Here is a 13,695-nt window from a genome sequence, read left to right as displayed (position 1 = left end):
TCAGAGGGATGCAGCCGAACGGGCGGCCTGGTCGTAGATGCCGGAGAGCACGCGCAGCAGACGCGCCAGCTCGCCGATGTCGTGGTTGAGCGCGTCATCGGCCTTCAGCGCATTGATCAGGCAGCCCTCGCGGATCTCGCGGTAGCGGGTGACGAAGGCCTTGCCCTCCTCGGTGGGGCCGTAGGTCACTTCCTTGCCGTTCTTGCTGGAGACCACCACGCCCAGACCCTGCAGCTTCTTGAGCGAGTAGTTGATGAGGTGGGTGTCTTCCACATTCATGATGAAGGCGATGTCGGCCAGGCGCTTGTCGCGGGCGCGGTGCGTCACGTGGTGCAGCACCAGCACGTCGAGTGCGGTCAGGTCCTTCAGGCCGGCGGCGCTCATGCAGTGCACGATCCAGCGGTAGAAGGCATTGCCGGCCACGATGAGACCGAACTCGAACTCGCTCATCTCGGCGCTGTGCGGCGACACCAGATGGGCCGACGACACGATGCGCTGGCCCACGGCGCCCGTGGTGGGACCGGTGGTGCGGGTGGGGGCGGTGGAGCCGGGTTTGCCTCGGGCCATGCGGATCTCCTCAGAGGGACGGGTGCGGAAACAAGGGCGTGAACGGGAGCGCAGTGTAGGCCTCGTTCTGACGATTTGCCAACGTTTTGTCGACATTAATGGAAAACCCTGATCACGATTTATCGACGCAACGCTAGAGTCCGCTCACCCCTTCCGCCCCCACCAGGAGATCTCCCCATGAAACGCCGCCTGTTCAGCCTGACCCTGGCCGCCAGCGCCCTGGCCTGCTCCCTGCCCGCCGCCGCCCAGACCGCCTGGGACCTGCCCTCGGCCTACCCGGCCACCAACTTCCACACGGTCAACCTCAATGCCTTTGCCAGCGACGTGGAAAAGGCCACCGGCGGCAAGCTCAAGATCACGGTGCATGCCAACGCGGCGCTGTTCAAGGCCCCCGAGATCAAGCGTGCGGTGCAGGGCGGACAGGCCCAGATCGGCGAGATCATCCTAGCGGCCTACCAGAACGAATGGGCCATGTTCGGTGCCGACGGCATTCCGTTCCTGGCCACCAGCTACGAAGACTCGCGCAAGCTCTACGCCGCGCAGAAGCCCATCCTGCAGAAGAAGCTGGCCGAGCAGGGCCTGATGCTGCTGTATTCGGTGGCCTGGCCGCCGCAGGGCATCTACAGCAAGAAGCCGCTGGCCAGCGCCGCCGACCTCAAGGGCAGCAAGTGGCGCGCCTACAGCCCGGCCACCTCGCGCATCGCGCAGCTGGTGGGCGCACAGCCGGTCACGGTGCAGGCAGCCGAGCTGTCGCAGGCCCTGGCCACCGGCGTGGTGGAAACCAACATGACCTCGGGCGCCACCGGCGTGGACAGCAAGCTGTTCGAACACCTGAAGTTCTATTACGACGTGCAGGCCTGGCTGCCCAAGAACGCGGTCATCGTCAACAAGCGGGCCTTTGACGCGCTGGACAAGGCCAGCCAGGACGCCCTGCTCAAGGCCGCGGCCGACGCCGAGACGCGCGGCTGGGCGGCATCCCAGAAGGTCAACACCGATTCGCTGGCCACCCTGCGCGCCAACGGCATGACGGTGGAACCCGGCAGCGCCGCGCTCAAGGCCGACATGCAGAAGGTGGGCGCCACCATGCTGCAGGAGTGGCTGGGCCAGGCCGGCGCCGAAGGCCAGCAGATGCTCGACGCCTACCGCAAGTGAACCCCGGGCCCACAGCCGACGCCGACGGAACGAACGATGCGAAAGACCCTCGACCTCCTCTACCTCGGCGCCGGCTGGCTGGCCGCCCTGTTCATGGTGGGCGTGCTGGTGATGGTGCTGGTCTCCATCGTCAGCCGCCTGGCCGGCATTTATGTGCCGGGCACCGACGCCTACGCCGGCTACGCCATGGCCGGCGCGGGCTTCCTGGCGCTGGCCTACACCCTCAAGCAGGGTGAACACATCAGGGTCACGCTGGTCATCGGACGCCTGCAGGGCGGTGCGCGCAGGGCGCTGGAGCTGTGGTCGCTGGCGGTGGGCACGCTGCTGGCGGGCCTGCTCTGCGTCTACAGCTGGCGGCTGGTCTACCAGTCGAGGTTGTTCCACGACATTTCCACCGGCACCGACGCCACCCCGCTGTGGATTCCGCAGCTGCTCATGGGCCTGGGCTGCACCGTGCTGCTGATTGCCCTGCTGGACGAAACCGTGCTGGAGTGGCGCGGCCTGCGCCAGCAGCACGCCGGAGACACCCGCCATGAATGACCTGCTGATCACCGGCCTGCTCATCGTCTCGCTGTTCCTGCTGCTGGGCAGCGGGGTGTGGATCGGTCTGACGCTCACCGGCGTGGCCTGGATCGGCATGGAGCTGTTCTCCAGCCGCCCTGCCGGCGACGCCATGGCCCTGACCATCTGGGGTTCGGCCAGCAGCTGGACGCTGACCGCACTCCCGCTGTTCATCTGGATGGGCGAGATCCTGTTCCGCACCCGGCTGTCGGAGAGCATGTTCCGCGGCCTGGCACCCTGGGTGAACGCCCTGCCCGGCCGGCTGCTGCACACCAACATCATCGGCAGCACCATCTTTGCCGCCGTCTCGGGCTCGTCGGCAGCCACCTGCGCCACCATCGGCAAGATGACCATCCCCGAGCTGACCCGCCGGGGCTACCCGCCGGAGAAGATCGTGGGCTCGCTCGGCGGGGCCAGCACGCTGGGCCTGCTGATTCCGCCCTCGATCATCATGATCGTCTACGGCGTGGCGGCCGAGGTGTCGATCGCCAGGCTGTTCGTGGCCGGCGTCATTCCCGGCCTGCTGCTGGCGGTGCTGTTCAGCGGCGCCATCGTGGTGTGGGCGCTGCTCAACCCGCAGGCAGTGCCGCGCAGCGACGGCAGCCTGAGCTTCATGGACAAGCTGCGCGAGAGCCGCCACCTGATCCCGGTGGTGCTGCTGATCGGCGGCGTCATCGGCACCATCTACAGCGGCATCGCCACCGCCACCGAAGCCGCCGCCGTGGGCGTGGTGGGCGCGCTCATCCTGTCGGCCTCGCAGGGCTCGCTGTCGTGGCAGAGCTTCCGCGACGCGCTGCTGGGCGCCACCCGGCTGTACTGCATGATCGCGCTCATCCTGGCCGGCGCGGCCTTCCTCACCCTGGCCATGGGCTACATCGGACTGCCCCGCCACCTGGCCGAGTTCGTGGCCAGCCTGAACCTCTCGCCCGGCGTGCTGCTGGTCGCGCTCGCCCTGTTCTACATCCTGCTGGGCTGCTTCCTGGACGGCATCTCCATGATCGTGCTGACCATGGGCGTGATCCTGCCCACGGTGCAGGCCGCCGGCATCGACCTGGTGTGGTTCGGCATCTTCATCGTCATCGTGGTGGAGATGGCGCAGATCACGCCGCCGGTGGGCTTCAACCTCTTCGTGCTGCAGGGCATGACGCGGCGCGACATCGCATGGATCGCCAAGGCCTGCCTGCCCTACTTCTTCCTGATGGTGCTGGCCATCCTGCTGCTGTACTGGTTTCCCGGGCTGGTGACCTGGCTGCCGTCCCGCATGTGAGGGACCGGCACCACGACGGCTAAGATCACGACCCCGCCCCGAGCGGGGTCTGTTCCGTCTGGAGTTCCCTTTTCGTGTTCAAGAACCTCACCCTCTACCGCATCGCCCCGGGCTGGAACCCGTCGCTCACCGAGATGGAAGCGGCCCTCGATGGCCACCGCTTTGCCCCCTGCAGCGCCTCGCAGGAGAAGTCGGTGGGCTGGGTGGAGCCGCGCGGCGAGGCCCATGGCCCGCTGGTGGAATCGGTCGACAACCAGCGCATCCTCAAGCTGCAGATCGAGAGCAAGGCCGTGCCGGGCGCCGTGGTGCGCAAGAAGGCCCAGGAAGCTGCCGACCAGATCGAGGCCACCACCGGCCGCAAGCCCGGCAAGAAGGAAACCAAGACCCTGCGTGAAGACGCCCGCCAGGCCCTGCTGCCCATGGCCTTTGCCCGCCAGCAGAACGTGTGGGTGTGGATCGACCCCGGGCGCGGCTGGCTGGTGACCGACGCCAGCAGCCAGGGCAAGAACGACGAGGTGATCACCGCCCTGGTGGAGGCCTTCCCGGGTCTGGCGGTGTCACTGCTCAACACCCAGATGACGCCGCAGGCCTGCATGGCCCGCTGGCTGAGCGCCGCTGACGCACAGGAATGGCCTGAGGGCCTGGCGGTGGAGCGCGAATGCGAACTGCGCTCGACCGACGAGGAACGCTCGGTGGTGCGCTTCACCCGCCACCACCTGCTCACCGACGAGGTGCGCCGCCATGTGGCCGAAGGCAAGCTGCCCACCCGCCTGGCCATGAGCTGGGAAGGCCGCGTGGGCTTCGTGCTGACCGAGAGCATGGCGCTGCGCAAGATCGCCTTCCTCGAAGGCGTGTTCGAGGACCGGCCGGCCAACGAGGAAGAGACCTTCGACAGCAACGTGGCCATTGGCACCGGCGAACTGCGCCAGGTGCTCGATGCGCTGATCGAAGCCCTGGGTGGCGAGCTGCTGCCGGGCCAGGTGCCTGCCCTGCCCTCCCTCGATCCGGCGGCTGCGCCCGTGCTCGCCACCCCGGCCGATGACGGCCCGCCGTTCTGACCATGGGCAGCGTGCTGGCCTTGTGTGTGGGCGCCTGCGCCGGCGCGGTGCTGCGCTGGCGGCTGGGCCTGTGGCTCAACACACCCGGTGCCCTCCTGCCCTGGGGCACCCTGGCAGCCAACTGGGTGGGTGCCTACGCCATCGGCCTGTGCATGGCCTTCTTCCAGAGCCAGCCGCAGCTCGACCCGGTGTGGAAACTGGCCATCGTCACCGGCCTGCTGGGGGCGCTGACCACCTTCTCCACCTTCTCCATCGAGGTGGTCACCCTGCTGCAGCAGGGCCGGCTCGCCCTGGCCGGCGGCGTGGCCGCCCTGCACCTGACGGGTTCGCTGGTACTGACCTGGCTGGGCCTGAAGACGCTGGGGTGAGCGCGGACGGAGTCAGCCCCCGCCGCGCTGCATGTACAGGTCGAAGCGCTTCATGAAGGCGTAGCGCTGCGCCGCGTCCAGGCCCTCGAACCGGTACGACACCCGCAGCACCGGCATGCGCATGAGCGCGATCACGCGCGGAGGGCGTGGCTCCCACTGGATGTGCAGCTGCCCCGGCGGAATGTCGATGCGCACCGAGGCACCGCTGCGGGTCCATGCGCATTCGCCGATGGCCGCCGGCAGCCAGCCCAGCCACTCGGCCTCGGTGCAGCCCATGTCGCGCTGGAAGCGCTCCTCGTAACTCGACTGCATCGGGGTTCAGCCGCCCGCGATCGGCGGCCAGATGGCCAGCACATCGCCTTCCTGCAGCGTGGCCGACAGGCGTTGCTCGGGATGGATGTACTTGCCATTGACCAGCACCAGGTGCACCAGTTTGTGCGGCATGCCGAACGGCTCGATGACCTGGCTGATGGTGGTGGCCGGGTCGATGTCGAGCTCGATCTGGTTGCTGCGGCGGGCTTCCGGCGGCAGGTAGTCGGTGAGGGTGGCGAACAGCTTGAAGGTGATTTTCATGGTCAACGTCGGCGCGCGTCGTCGGCGCCTGCCCATTGTCCCTGTGCCTGGGCGGCGGCCAGGTAGGCGTCCATGAGCTTGGTGGGGTCCTCCATGAGACGGTGCTTCCATTCGCCCAGGCGCACCTGGCCTTCGACCAGGCCGCGCATCACGCCCACGTGCTCGGTCCAGCCGACCGAGTTGCAGCCGACCATCACGTCGTCCTTGAACTGCAGGCTGAGGTGGCGGCCGGTGGCCTTGTCGGTCAGCTCCACATGCTCGCCGCCGGGCACGCCTTCCCAGTTGCCGAAGCTGGTGGAGATCATGCCCAGGGTGTCGAGCACGTTGATCTGGGTCACGCCCTTGAGGTCGGCCTTCTGGCCCACCATGTTCAGCGCGGCGACGCGGGCCTGCTCGGCCGCGTTGGGCTGGATGGCGCTCACGATGGTCTTGCCGCTGACCTTGTCGAAGGCCTCGGCGCAGTCGCCGGCGGCGTAGATGCCGGGCACGTTGGTCTGCAGGTGCTCGTCGGTCAGCACGCCTTGCAGGCAGGTGATGCCGGAGTCCTTGAGGAAGCCGATGGCCGGGCGAACGCCGGTGGCGCTGATCACCAGGTCGGCCTGGACCGTCTGGCCGTTGCCCAGCTTGACCCGCAGGCCGCTGCCCTGCGGCTCGCTGCTGCCCATGCCCAGCGCACTGGCGATCTTGCTGATGACGCCACCGCTGGAAGGCGCGCTGGCGGCCGACTCGATGGCCTCGACCTTGGTGCCGGTGTAGACCTTCACGCCCTTGGTCTCGCACCAGTCCTTGATCATGCCGCCGGCGGTCGGGCCCATCATGCGGGGCACCATGCGGTCGCCCATCTCCACCACCGACAGCTCCACGCCGCGCTGCTTGAGGGCTTCCATGATGATGCAGCCGATGAAGCCGGCGCCCATCTGCAGCACCTTGGCACCCGGCTGGGCCAGCTTCATGATGGCGCGGGCGTCTTCCAGGGTCCAGCAGGGGTGCACGCCGGGCAGGTCCATGCCGGGGATGGGCGGACGCACCGGGTGCGAGCCGGTGGCGATCAGCAGGCGGTCGAAGGTGAGGGTCTGGCCGTTGTCGAGCGCCACGGTGCGCGCAGCGGCATCGACCTTGGTGGCCTTGGCGCCCACCTGGGTGATGCGCAGGTTGGCAAAGTGCGCCGCGCTCTTGCGCAGGTAGGTGCCGGCCTCCTGGATGTTGCCGATCAGCAGATAGGGAATGGCCATGCGCGAGTACGGCGGCTCGGGCTCGTCACCCACCAGGGTGATGGTGTCGGCCGGGGCGTGCTTGCGGATGGTTTCGGCGGCAATGACGCCGGCCGGGCCGGCGCCGAGGATGACGTGGTGCATGGAAGTCTCCGGAAAAGAAAAAGGGGGCAGCGCATGGACTGCCCCCTCGGGGTTCAGGCGGAACGCGCGAGGGCAGCCGCCCTCACAGGCTCAGGCGCTGCTTGGTCTCGGCGGTCGGGCGGCCTTCGGCGTCCCAGCCGCGTGCGGCGTAGTACTTGGGCAGCATCTCCGGCAGCTTGCTGACCATGCCCTTGGAGGCACCGGTCTTGGCGGCTTCGGTCAGCAGGCGCTTGGGCAGCGAGTCGTCCTTGGCGGTGAAGCCGGCGGCGTTGTTGAACTCGCGCTCCATGTTCCAGATGCGCTCGCCGATCTTCTCCAGCTCTTCGGTGGTGAACTCTTCGTTGCAGGCGGCCTGCAGCTGGGGAGCCAGGTCGGCCACGCCCCAGGCGAAGGTGGTGAACACGCACAGGCCCGAGGAGTCGAACGCGGCGGTGGCGTCCTGGAACGCCTTCACCAGCTCCGGCTTGCCTTCGCTCTCGACCGGATCGGTCTTGACCGGAATGCCCAGCACTTCGGACGCGATGGTGTAGCCGCGCAGGTGGCAGGCGCCGCGGTTGCTCGTGGCGTACGCCAGGCCGATGCCCTGGATCGCGCGACCGTCGTAGGCCGGGAACTCCTGGCCCTTCACGCTCATGGACAGGTCGGGGTGGCCGTATTTTTCGGTCAGGCGCTTGGAGCCCATGCCGATCTCCTTGCCGAAGCCTTCGCCGCGCGCGGTGATCTCGGCAAAGTGGGCCAAGGCTTGCGCCGAACCGAACTTGGCGTCGATGCCGAGCTGCTCGGCGGTGAGCACGCCCATTTCGTAGAGCTCCATCACCGCGCCCACGGTGGCACCGAAACTGATGGGATCAAACCCTTCTTCGTTGCACAGCAGGTTGGCGTATTGCAGTGCTTCCAGATCGTTCACGCCGTTGGCAGCACCCAGCGCCCAGGCCGCTTCGTACTCCAGGCCGCCGTTGGCGCCCCAGTACTGCGGCTTGTTCTTCACGGTGAAGTGGTTCTCGTCCATCTTGCTGATGCGACCGCACGCAATGGTGCAACCGAAGCAGGCCTGGTTGGTCACCAGGTGCTTCTTGCCGTCGCTCTCGCGCGGGGTGACCATGGCTTCGGCCGAGATGTCCTTCGCGCCTTCGAACTGCACGTCGCGGTGATTGCGCGTGGGCAGTGCGCCCATCTCGTTGATCACGTTCATGAGCACCTGCGTGCCGTAGGCCGGCAGGCCCTGACCCGTCACCGCGTTCTCGGCCAGGATCTTCTTCTTCTCGAAGGTGGTCTTCATGAAGGCCTTGGGGTCGCGGATGTTGCCCACGCCCTTGGTGCCGCGCACCGCGATGGCCTTGAGGTTCTTGCTGCCCATCACGGCGCCCACGCCCGAGCGGCCGGCCGCGCGGTGCAGGTCGTTGACGATGGCCGCGTACAGCACCTGGTTCTCGCCGGCCTGGCCGATGGAGGACACGCGCACCAGCGGGTCCTGCAGCTGGGTCTTGAGGACCTCTTCGGTCTTCCAGACGGTCTGGCCCCACAGGTGCGAGGCATCGCGCAGCTCGGCCACGTCGTCATTGATGTAGAGGTACACCGGCTTGGCCGACTTGCCTTCCACGATGACCATGTCCCAGCCGGCCATCTTGAGCTCGGCACCCCAGTAGCCGCCCGAGTTGGAGCAGGCAATCGCCCCGGTCAGCGGGCCCTTGGTGATGACGGTGTAGCGGCCGCCGGTGGAGGCCATGGTGCCGGTCAGCGGGCCAGTGGCCCAGATCAGCTTGTTCTCGGCCGACAGCGGATCGACCTTGGGGTCAACTTCGCTGATCAGGTACTTGCTGCCCAGACCGCGCGAGCCCAGGTAGGCGCGGGCCCATTCCTTGTTCAGCGGTTCGGTTTTGACGGTGCCCGCGGTCAGGTTGACGCGGAGGATTTTTCCAGCCCAAGACATGTTTGGCTCCTTGTGTTTGACTGGGTGATATCAGGCAGCGGTGGGCTGGTTGCCCAGCTTGTCGGCCCACTGCTTCATCTTGTCCATGCCGGTCCAGTTGGCATCGATGAAGGTGATCGCGCTGGTCGGGCAGGCTTCGGCACAGGCCGGCTCGCCGCCGCACAGGTCGCACTTCTGGACCTTGCCGGTTTCCTGCACGTAATTGATGGTGCCGAACGGGCAGGCGATGGTGCAGACCTTGCAACCCACGCAGGTGGTCTCGTTGACCACCTTGGCGCCGGTGGCCTTGTCCACCGTGATGGCTTCCACCGGGCAGGCATGCAGGCACCAGGCTTCGTCGCACTGGGTGCAGGTGTAGGGCACCTTCTTGCCGGTGTGATGGAAGTCGAACACCTTGATGCGCGACTTGGACGTGGCATAGGTGCCGTAGTTCTCGAAGGAACACGCCATCTCGCACTGCAGGCAGCCGGTGCACTTGTCGGGGTTGATGTGAAGGATTTTTTGCATCTGTGTCTCCAGGTGGGGCAGAGACCGCCCTTGGCGGCTGCTTATGCGGATCTCTTCATAGGATTGTTTGGGGACAAGGCCCTTTCCTCTTCAGGGTTTACCCCTGATACCCCCCCGGCCACCCAAAAAGTCTCACTTTGAGACAGCGCCCGGCCACGCCCGGGCGAGGGTGAATCGAAGCGGCACGAGGCCGCGGGGGGGCCTGCGGGGCGACAATCACGGCCATGGAAAACCTTGACCTCACCGTACTCCGAACCCTGCTGGACTGGCGCCGCCAGGGCCGGCGCGCCCTGCTGGCCACGGTGGTGCGCACCTGGGGATCGTCGCCCCGCCCGGTGGGCTCCACCATGGCCCTGTGCGAGGACGGCGCGGTGGTCGGTTCGGTCTCGGGCGGCTGCATCGAGGACGACCTGATCTACCGCTACAGCCGCGCCCACACGGCACCGGGCGGCGCAGCGGCTGCCGGTGTGACCCACGACATTCCGCACGGTCCGCCGCAGCGGGTGAAGTACGGCGTGTCCGCCGACGAGGCCCACCGTTTCGGCCTGCCCTGCGGCGGCACGCTGGAACTGGTGCTGGAATTCGACCCCGACACCACCCTGCTCGCGACCCTGGTGGACGAACTGGCCCGCGGCCATCTGGTGGAGCGCGCCACCGACCTGACCACCGGGCAGGTGAGCCTGCACGCGGCGCTGGCCCCGGCCCCGCTGCTCGACGACGGCCAGACCCTGCGCAACACCTTCGGCCCCGAGTACCGCATGCTGCTCATCGGTGCCGGCCAGCTCACCGAGTACCTGGCCACCATGGCGCTGTTCAGCGGGTTTGCGGTCACGGTGTGCGACCCGCGCGAGGAACACCGGGGCGGCTGGAACGTGCCCGGCGTGACCCTGACCAGCGACATGCCCGACGACGTGGTGCGGGACTTCGGCCTGGACCGGCGCAGCTGCGTGATCGCCCTCACCCACGACCCCAAGCTGGACGACCTGGCCCTGCTCGAAGCCCTGGGTTCGGACGCCTTCTATGTGGGCGCGATCGGCTCGCGGCGCAACAACGAGGCCCGGCGCGCCCGGCTCATCGAGCACTTCGGGCAGACCGAGGCCAGCCTGGCGCCGCTGCGCGGCCCGATCGGCATCTTCATCGGCAGCAAGACGCCGCCGGAGATCGCGGTCAGCGTCATGGCCGAGGTGCTGGCGGTCAAGAACGGCGTGCCGCTGCCACGCGACATGCAGGTGGGCTCGGCCAAGGACGCCATCGAGCCGGCCAGCGGGCCGGTCTGCTCGGCCGCCCTGCCGCCGCAATGAGGGCTGCGGGTGTTCCAGGTTGCAACAACCGGGCCCGTCTGAGGGCTGGCACAGGGATTGCCTCGCACCCGGCATAACCCCGAGTGCGTTGCAGGGCCACCGCTACGGGGAAGGCGGTGCCGGCTGGTTTAATGACCGCCAGCATCACAGACCACGATGCACGAGACAACCCGGACATCCCCGTGAGCCTGAACAGCCCCCTGCACCCCGGCGCCGCCCCGCGCCTGAGCCAGATCGAGAAGGCACGCCACGCCGCCCTGCATGCCGGCGAACTGCAGGGAGCCAGCCACCTGGCGCCCTGGGTCCAGCGCTCCTGGCAGCGCTGCCTGGCGATGGGCATGGACCCGTCGCGCAGCATCGCCTTCGAGGCGGTCAGCCAGTCCCGCACCCGGCTGCTGCTGGAGGCCAACCAGCCCCTGCTCAAGGCGGCCGCGCCGGTGATCCGGTCCCTCTCGCGCGCCATGGCCAACACCCGGTACTTCGCCATCCTCACCGACGCCCAGGGCGTGGTGATCGACGTCAATGGCCCGGTGGACCGGCAGGACCCGCGAGCCGCCGACATCGCCCGCGTGGGCGTGGACCTGTCGGAACGCACCGTGGGCACCACCGCCATCGGCACCACCCTCTCGGAGCTGCAGCCGGTGTGGCTGCACCGGGGCGAACACTTCTTCGAGTCCACCACGGTCTACAGCTGTGCCGGAGCACCCATCTGGGGGCCGGACGGCCACTGCGTGGGCATGCTCGACCTCACCGGCATCAACGTGCCGGAGCAGCCGGCGCTCAAGCACCTGGTGGCCCAGTCGGCCCGCAGCATCGAGAACGCGCTGACCCTGTCCATGCCGCACGCCCTGATGCTGCGCATGAACTGGCCGGGCCGGGTGCTGGGCGACGACAACGACGGCCTGCTGTGCCTGGACGAGGACGGTCTGATCACCGCGCTCAACCGGCCGGCCGCCGACATGCTGGACATCCCGCCCGGGGTGGAGCCGGGCCACTGCACCCAGCATTTCGCGGTGCCCATGCAGGCCCTGTTCGATGCCGGGCGTGCCCAGGCCCCGGCCACCGAGATGCCGCTGTGGTCGGGCCTGCGGCTGCAGGTGCTGGCCCAGGGCGACCGACCAGCCCGATCCGCGGCACGGTCGGCCACCGGCGCCCATGCGGTGCCGCTCAAGGACATCGAGACCGCCCTGATCCGCAAGGCGGTGGACGATGCGCGCGGCAACGTGATGGACGCCGCCCGGGCACTGGGCATCAGCCGCGCCACGGTGTACCGCAAGCTGGGCGCCGGGCGCGGCAAGCGCTGACATCCCCGGGGCGGCAGGCCCCGGTGCGTCGGGTCAGGGTGCGGTGAGCGTCAGCCCGTGTTTCTGGAAGATGGCCAGCAGCTCGCCGCTGCTGCGCAGCTGGGCCAGCGCCCCTTCCAGGGCCAGACCCAGCTCCTTGTGCTCGGCCTTGATGGCCATGCCCACCGTCCAGCCGGTGTCGGGCACGCCCGGCAGCGACAGGGCGGAGAGCCGCACCGGGCCGCTGCCCGGCTTGATGCCGGCCGCGAACAGCGCCGACTCGGCCTGTGCGCGGGTGACGTAGGCCGCAGCGGCCTTGCCCTCGATCACGGCCTTCACTGCGTCCTGCCCGGTGGCGTGGATGCCCACCTGCGCCCGCAGCAGCCCGCCGCCGTAGCCCATGAGCGCACTGGCCGCGCCAGCGCCACGCTCAGCCGCCAGCACCTGGCCCTTGAGGTCGTCGGCCGACTGCACGTCGGCGATCTTCCGGGTGTCGTGGGCCAGCACCAGCTGCTGGCGCATGTAGGGCGCCAGCACGATGACCTGGCGGTTGCGCTGCATCAGGTAACGGTCCACCGGCACCTGCATCATCACGTCGGCCGGGCCATAGCCCAGGTAGTGCCCGCGCCAGACCATGTTGCGCAGGTCGTCGTTCATGTTCTCGCCCGCATCGAACGGCAGCAGGGCCAGCCGCAGGCCCATCCGGGTGGCCAGGGCCTCGGCGATCGACACGTCCAGGCCGGTGACGGCATTGGCGGGGCCGTCGGAGAACGGCGCGTTGTCCTTGTAGACGGCCACCTTCAGGGCACCGCTGGCCTTGATGCGGGCCAGATCGGTGAGTTCGGTCTGGGCAACGGCGTGGCCCAGGGTGCCGGCCAGGCCGGTGGCCACCAGGGCGGCCAGTGCCGTGCGACGGCTCGGACCGTGGGGGGGAATGCGGTTCATGGGAATGTCTCCTGTGCGGGTGGGAACGGCCCGGTGGTCCGGGCTTCTGGTGTCGGCGAACCGGCCGGTGTTCAGGGCTCGCGGCGGGTCTCGATGTAGGTGCGGATGGCCCAGATCGCTTCCTGGGTCAGCGTGCCCTCGAACGGCGGCATGTAGACACGGCCGTCGCGCACGCGGCCCCGGCGCACCGTGGCCATGTAGAAGTCGTCCATCTCCTTGAAGCAGGCGGCCTTCTTGGCCGCGTCGGCCAGGCCGGTGCAGTCGCCGTCGAACTTGCGCAGGTCGGGTGCGATACCGCCCGAGATGGCTTCCAGGCCGTGGCAGCGGGCGCAGTTCTGGTTGTAGGCCGAGGTGCCGATGCGCAGCGCCTCTTTCTGGGCCGGCCCGGTGCTGTAGGGGTTGGCGTCGAGCCACTTGGTGCCGAGTTGCGGCAGGGTGCTGGTGTCCACCGACTGGGGCGTGACATCGCCATGGGCCCAGGCGGTCTGCAGGGCCAGACCCAGGACGGTGGCGGTCAGGCCACGCAGCAGGCGGGATGAGAGGGGGGCATTCATGGGGCAGGGTCTCCGGACGTTCTGATGGGATGGTGAAAACGGTCTGGGATGCCTGGTCTGCAAGAAGCAGGCCACCACCCGGGCGTTTCAGGCTGGTTCAGATCGGCCAAATTGACCCGCCCGGGTGTTCCAAATTGAACCACCGGGCCGCCCGGAACACGGCGCCGCCCTGTGGCCGGCTCCTTGCTACAGCCTGACCACGAGGGAAATGACATCAAAACGTGACAGCCTGCTCCATACCGGGATTGCCCGTGTTGATGGCTGACACACATAT

The 13,695-nt window shown here is 68.3% G+C and carries 15 protein-coding genes; 7 read left to right on the top strand and 8 right to left on the bottom strand.

Annotated elements, in window-relative coordinates; genetic code table 11:
• Positions 1 to 567 carry a winged helix DNA-binding protein gene (locus tag CAP38_RS06215; protein ID WP_256924314.1) on the bottom strand — a complete coding sequence of 189 codons (567 nt, stop codon included), beginning with the start codon at positions 565 to 567 and terminating at the stop codon, positions 1 to 3.
• Positions 568 to 744: 177 nt separating this feature from the next.
• On the opposite strand from CAP38_RS06215, the gene CAP38_RS06210 reads away from it, so the two are divergent.
• The 5 genes from CAP38_RS06210 to crcB all read left to right on the top strand — a co-directional run bounded on the left by CAP38_RS06210 (position 745) and on the right by crcB (position 4,973).
• Positions 745 to 1,719 carry a TRAP transporter substrate-binding protein gene (locus tag CAP38_RS06210; RefSeq protein ID WP_086120035.1) on the top strand — a complete coding sequence of 325 codons (975 nt, stop codon included), beginning with the start codon at positions 745 to 747 and terminating at the stop codon, positions 1,717 to 1,719.
• A gap of 36 nt (positions 1,720 to 1,755) precedes the next feature.
• Positions 1,756 to 2,259, top strand: coding sequence for a TRAP transporter small permease (locus tag CAP38_RS06205; RefSeq protein ID WP_086120034.1), 504 nt, complete (start codon positions 1,756 to 1,758; stop codon positions 2,257 to 2,259).
• On the top strand, positions 2,252 to 3,547 hold the full coding sequence (locus tag CAP38_RS06200) for a TRAP transporter large permease (protein WP_086120033.1): 1,296 nt from the start codon (positions 2,252 to 2,254) through the stop codon (positions 3,545 to 3,547). The genes CAP38_RS06205 and CAP38_RS06200 overlap by 8 nt, the downstream gene beginning before the upstream one ends.
• Before the next feature lie 74 nt (positions 3,548 to 3,621).
• On the top strand, positions 3,622 to 4,605 hold the full coding sequence (locus CAP38_RS06195) for a recombination-associated protein RdgC (protein ID WP_086120032.1): 984 nt from the start codon (positions 3,622 to 3,624) through the stop codon (positions 4,603 to 4,605).
• 2 nt (positions 4,606 to 4,607) lie between these two features.
• The gene (gene crcB / locus CAP38_RS06190) at positions 4,608 to 4,973 is read left to right on the top strand and encodes a fluoride efflux transporter CrcB (RefSeq protein WP_086120031.1); all 366 of its coding nucleotides are present in this window, start codon (positions 4,608 to 4,610) and stop codon (positions 4,971 to 4,973) included.
• Positions 4,974 to 4,985: 12 nt separating this feature from the next.
• On the opposite strand, the gene CAP38_RS06185 is transcribed toward crcB, so the two are convergent.
• The 5 genes from CAP38_RS06185 to CAP38_RS06165 all read right to left on the bottom strand — a co-directional run bounded on the left by CAP38_RS06185 (position 4,986) and on the right by CAP38_RS06165 (position 9,338).
• The gene (locus tag CAP38_RS06185; protein WP_086120030.1) at positions 4,986 to 5,285 is read right to left on the bottom strand and encodes a hypothetical protein; all 300 of its coding nucleotides are present in this window, start codon (positions 5,283 to 5,285) and stop codon (positions 4,986 to 4,988) included.
• 6 nt (positions 5,286 to 5,291) lie between these two features.
• On the bottom strand, positions 5,292 to 5,546 hold the full coding sequence (locus CAP38_RS06180; protein WP_086120029.1) for a MoaD/ThiS family protein: 255 nt from the start codon (positions 5,544 to 5,546) through the stop codon (positions 5,292 to 5,294).
• Between the two features lie 2 nt (positions 5,547 to 5,548).
• The gene (locus CAP38_RS06175; protein WP_086120028.1) at positions 5,549 to 6,901 is read right to left on the bottom strand and encodes an NAD(P)/FAD-dependent oxidoreductase; all 1,353 of its coding nucleotides are present in this window, start codon (positions 6,899 to 6,901) and stop codon (positions 5,549 to 5,551) included.
• A gap of 82 nt (positions 6,902 to 6,983) precedes the next feature.
• Positions 6,984 to 8,831, bottom strand: coding sequence for an aldehyde ferredoxin oxidoreductase family protein (locus tag CAP38_RS06170; protein ID WP_086120027.1), 1,848 nt, complete (start codon positions 8,829 to 8,831; stop codon positions 6,984 to 6,986).
• A 30-nt stretch (positions 8,832 to 8,861) separates the two neighbouring features.
• The gene (locus CAP38_RS06165) at positions 8,862 to 9,338 is read right to left on the bottom strand and encodes a 4Fe-4S dicluster domain-containing protein (protein ID WP_086120026.1); all 477 of its coding nucleotides are present in this window, start codon (positions 9,336 to 9,338) and stop codon (positions 8,862 to 8,864) included.
• Positions 9,339 to 9,562: 224 nt separating this feature from the next.
• On the opposite strand from CAP38_RS06165, the gene CAP38_RS06160 reads away from it, so the two are divergent.
• On the top strand, positions 9,563 to 10,639 hold the full coding sequence (locus tag CAP38_RS06160) for an XdhC family protein (protein ID WP_086120025.1): 1,077 nt from the start codon (positions 9,563 to 9,565) through the stop codon (positions 10,637 to 10,639).
• Between the two features lie 182 nt (positions 10,640 to 10,821).
• A complete protein-coding gene (locus CAP38_RS06155) occupies positions 10,822 to 11,943 on the top strand; it encodes a helix-turn-helix domain-containing protein (protein ID WP_256924312.1) in 1,122 nt (373 codons plus the stop codon).
• A gap of 33 nt (positions 11,944 to 11,976) precedes the next feature.
• On the opposite strand, the gene CAP38_RS06150 is transcribed toward CAP38_RS06155, so the two are convergent.
• Both CAP38_RS06150 and pedF read right to left on the bottom strand, forming a co-directional pair.
• Positions 11,977 to 12,867, bottom strand: a complete 891-nt coding sequence (locus tag CAP38_RS06150; protein ID WP_086120023.1) for an ABC transporter substrate-binding protein — start codon at positions 12,865 to 12,867, stop codon at positions 11,977 to 11,979.
• A 71-nt stretch (positions 12,868 to 12,938) separates the two neighbouring features.
• The gene (gene pedF, locus CAP38_RS06145) at positions 12,939 to 13,421 is read right to left on the bottom strand and encodes a cytochrome c-550 PedF (RefSeq protein ID WP_086120022.1); all 483 of its coding nucleotides are present in this window, start codon (positions 13,419 to 13,421) and stop codon (positions 12,939 to 12,941) included.
• Between the last annotated feature and the right edge of the window lie 274 nt (positions 13,422 to 13,695).

Origin of the sequence: Hydrogenophaga sp. IBVHS2, assembly GCF_002127215.1 — a bacterium.
Classification (GTDB): domain Bacteria; phylum Pseudomonadota; class Gammaproteobacteria; order Burkholderiales; family Burkholderiaceae_C; genus Hydrogenophaga.
The sequence above is the reverse complement of the archived record's forward strand: the minus strand, read 5'-3'. Positions and strand labels throughout refer to the sequence as shown.

What these genes read in the sequence shown, in the direction of transcription:
- CAP38_RS06170 (WP_086120027.1), bottom strand. Translation starts at nt 8,831, where the DNA reads ATGTCTTGGGCTGGAAAAATCCTCCGCGTCAACCTGACCGCGGGCACC.
- CAP38_RS06150 (WP_086120023.1), bottom strand. Translation starts at nt 12,867, where the DNA reads ATGAACCGCATTCCCCCCCACGGTCCGAGCCGTCGCACGGCACTGGCC.
- CAP38_RS06200 (WP_086120033.1), top strand. Translation starts at nt 2,252, where the DNA reads ATGAATGACCTGCTGATCACCGGCCTGCTCATCGTCTCGCTGTTCCTG.
- CAP38_RS06215 (WP_256924314.1), bottom strand. Translation starts at nt 567, where the DNA reads ATGGCCCGAGGCAAACCCGGCTCCACCGCCCCCACCCGCACCACCGGT.
- CAP38_RS06160 (WP_086120025.1), top strand. Translation starts at nt 9,563, where the DNA reads ATGGAAAACCTTGACCTCACCGTACTCCGAACCCTGCTGGACTGGCGC.
- CAP38_RS06180 (WP_086120029.1), bottom strand. Translation starts at nt 5,546, where the DNA reads ATGAAAATCACCTTCAAGCTGTTCGCCACCCTCACCGACTACCTGCCG.
- CAP38_RS06205 (WP_086120034.1), top strand. Translation starts at nt 1,756, where the DNA reads ATGCGAAAGACCCTCGACCTCCTCTACCTCGGCGCCGGCTGGCTGGCC.
- crcB (WP_086120031.1), top strand. Translation starts at nt 4,608, where the DNA reads ATGGGCAGCGTGCTGGCCTTGTGTGTGGGCGCCTGCGCCGGCGCGGTG.
- CAP38_RS06210 (WP_086120035.1), top strand. Translation starts at nt 745, where the DNA reads ATGAAACGCCGCCTGTTCAGCCTGACCCTGGCCGCCAGCGCCCTGGCC.
- CAP38_RS06185 (WP_086120030.1), bottom strand. Translation starts at nt 5,285, where the DNA reads ATGCAGTCGAGTTACGAGGAGCGCTTCCAGCGCGACATGGGCTGCACC.
- pedF (WP_086120022.1), bottom strand. Translation starts at nt 13,421, where the DNA reads ATGAATGCCCCCCTCTCATCCCGCCTGCTGCGTGGCCTGACCGCCACC.
- CAP38_RS06175 (WP_086120028.1), bottom strand. Translation starts at nt 6,901, where the DNA reads ATGCACCACGTCATCCTCGGCGCCGGCCCGGCCGGCGTCATTGCCGCC.
- CAP38_RS06165 (WP_086120026.1), bottom strand. Translation starts at nt 9,338, where the DNA reads ATGCAAAAAATCCTTCACATCAACCCCGACAAGTGCACCGGCTGCCTG.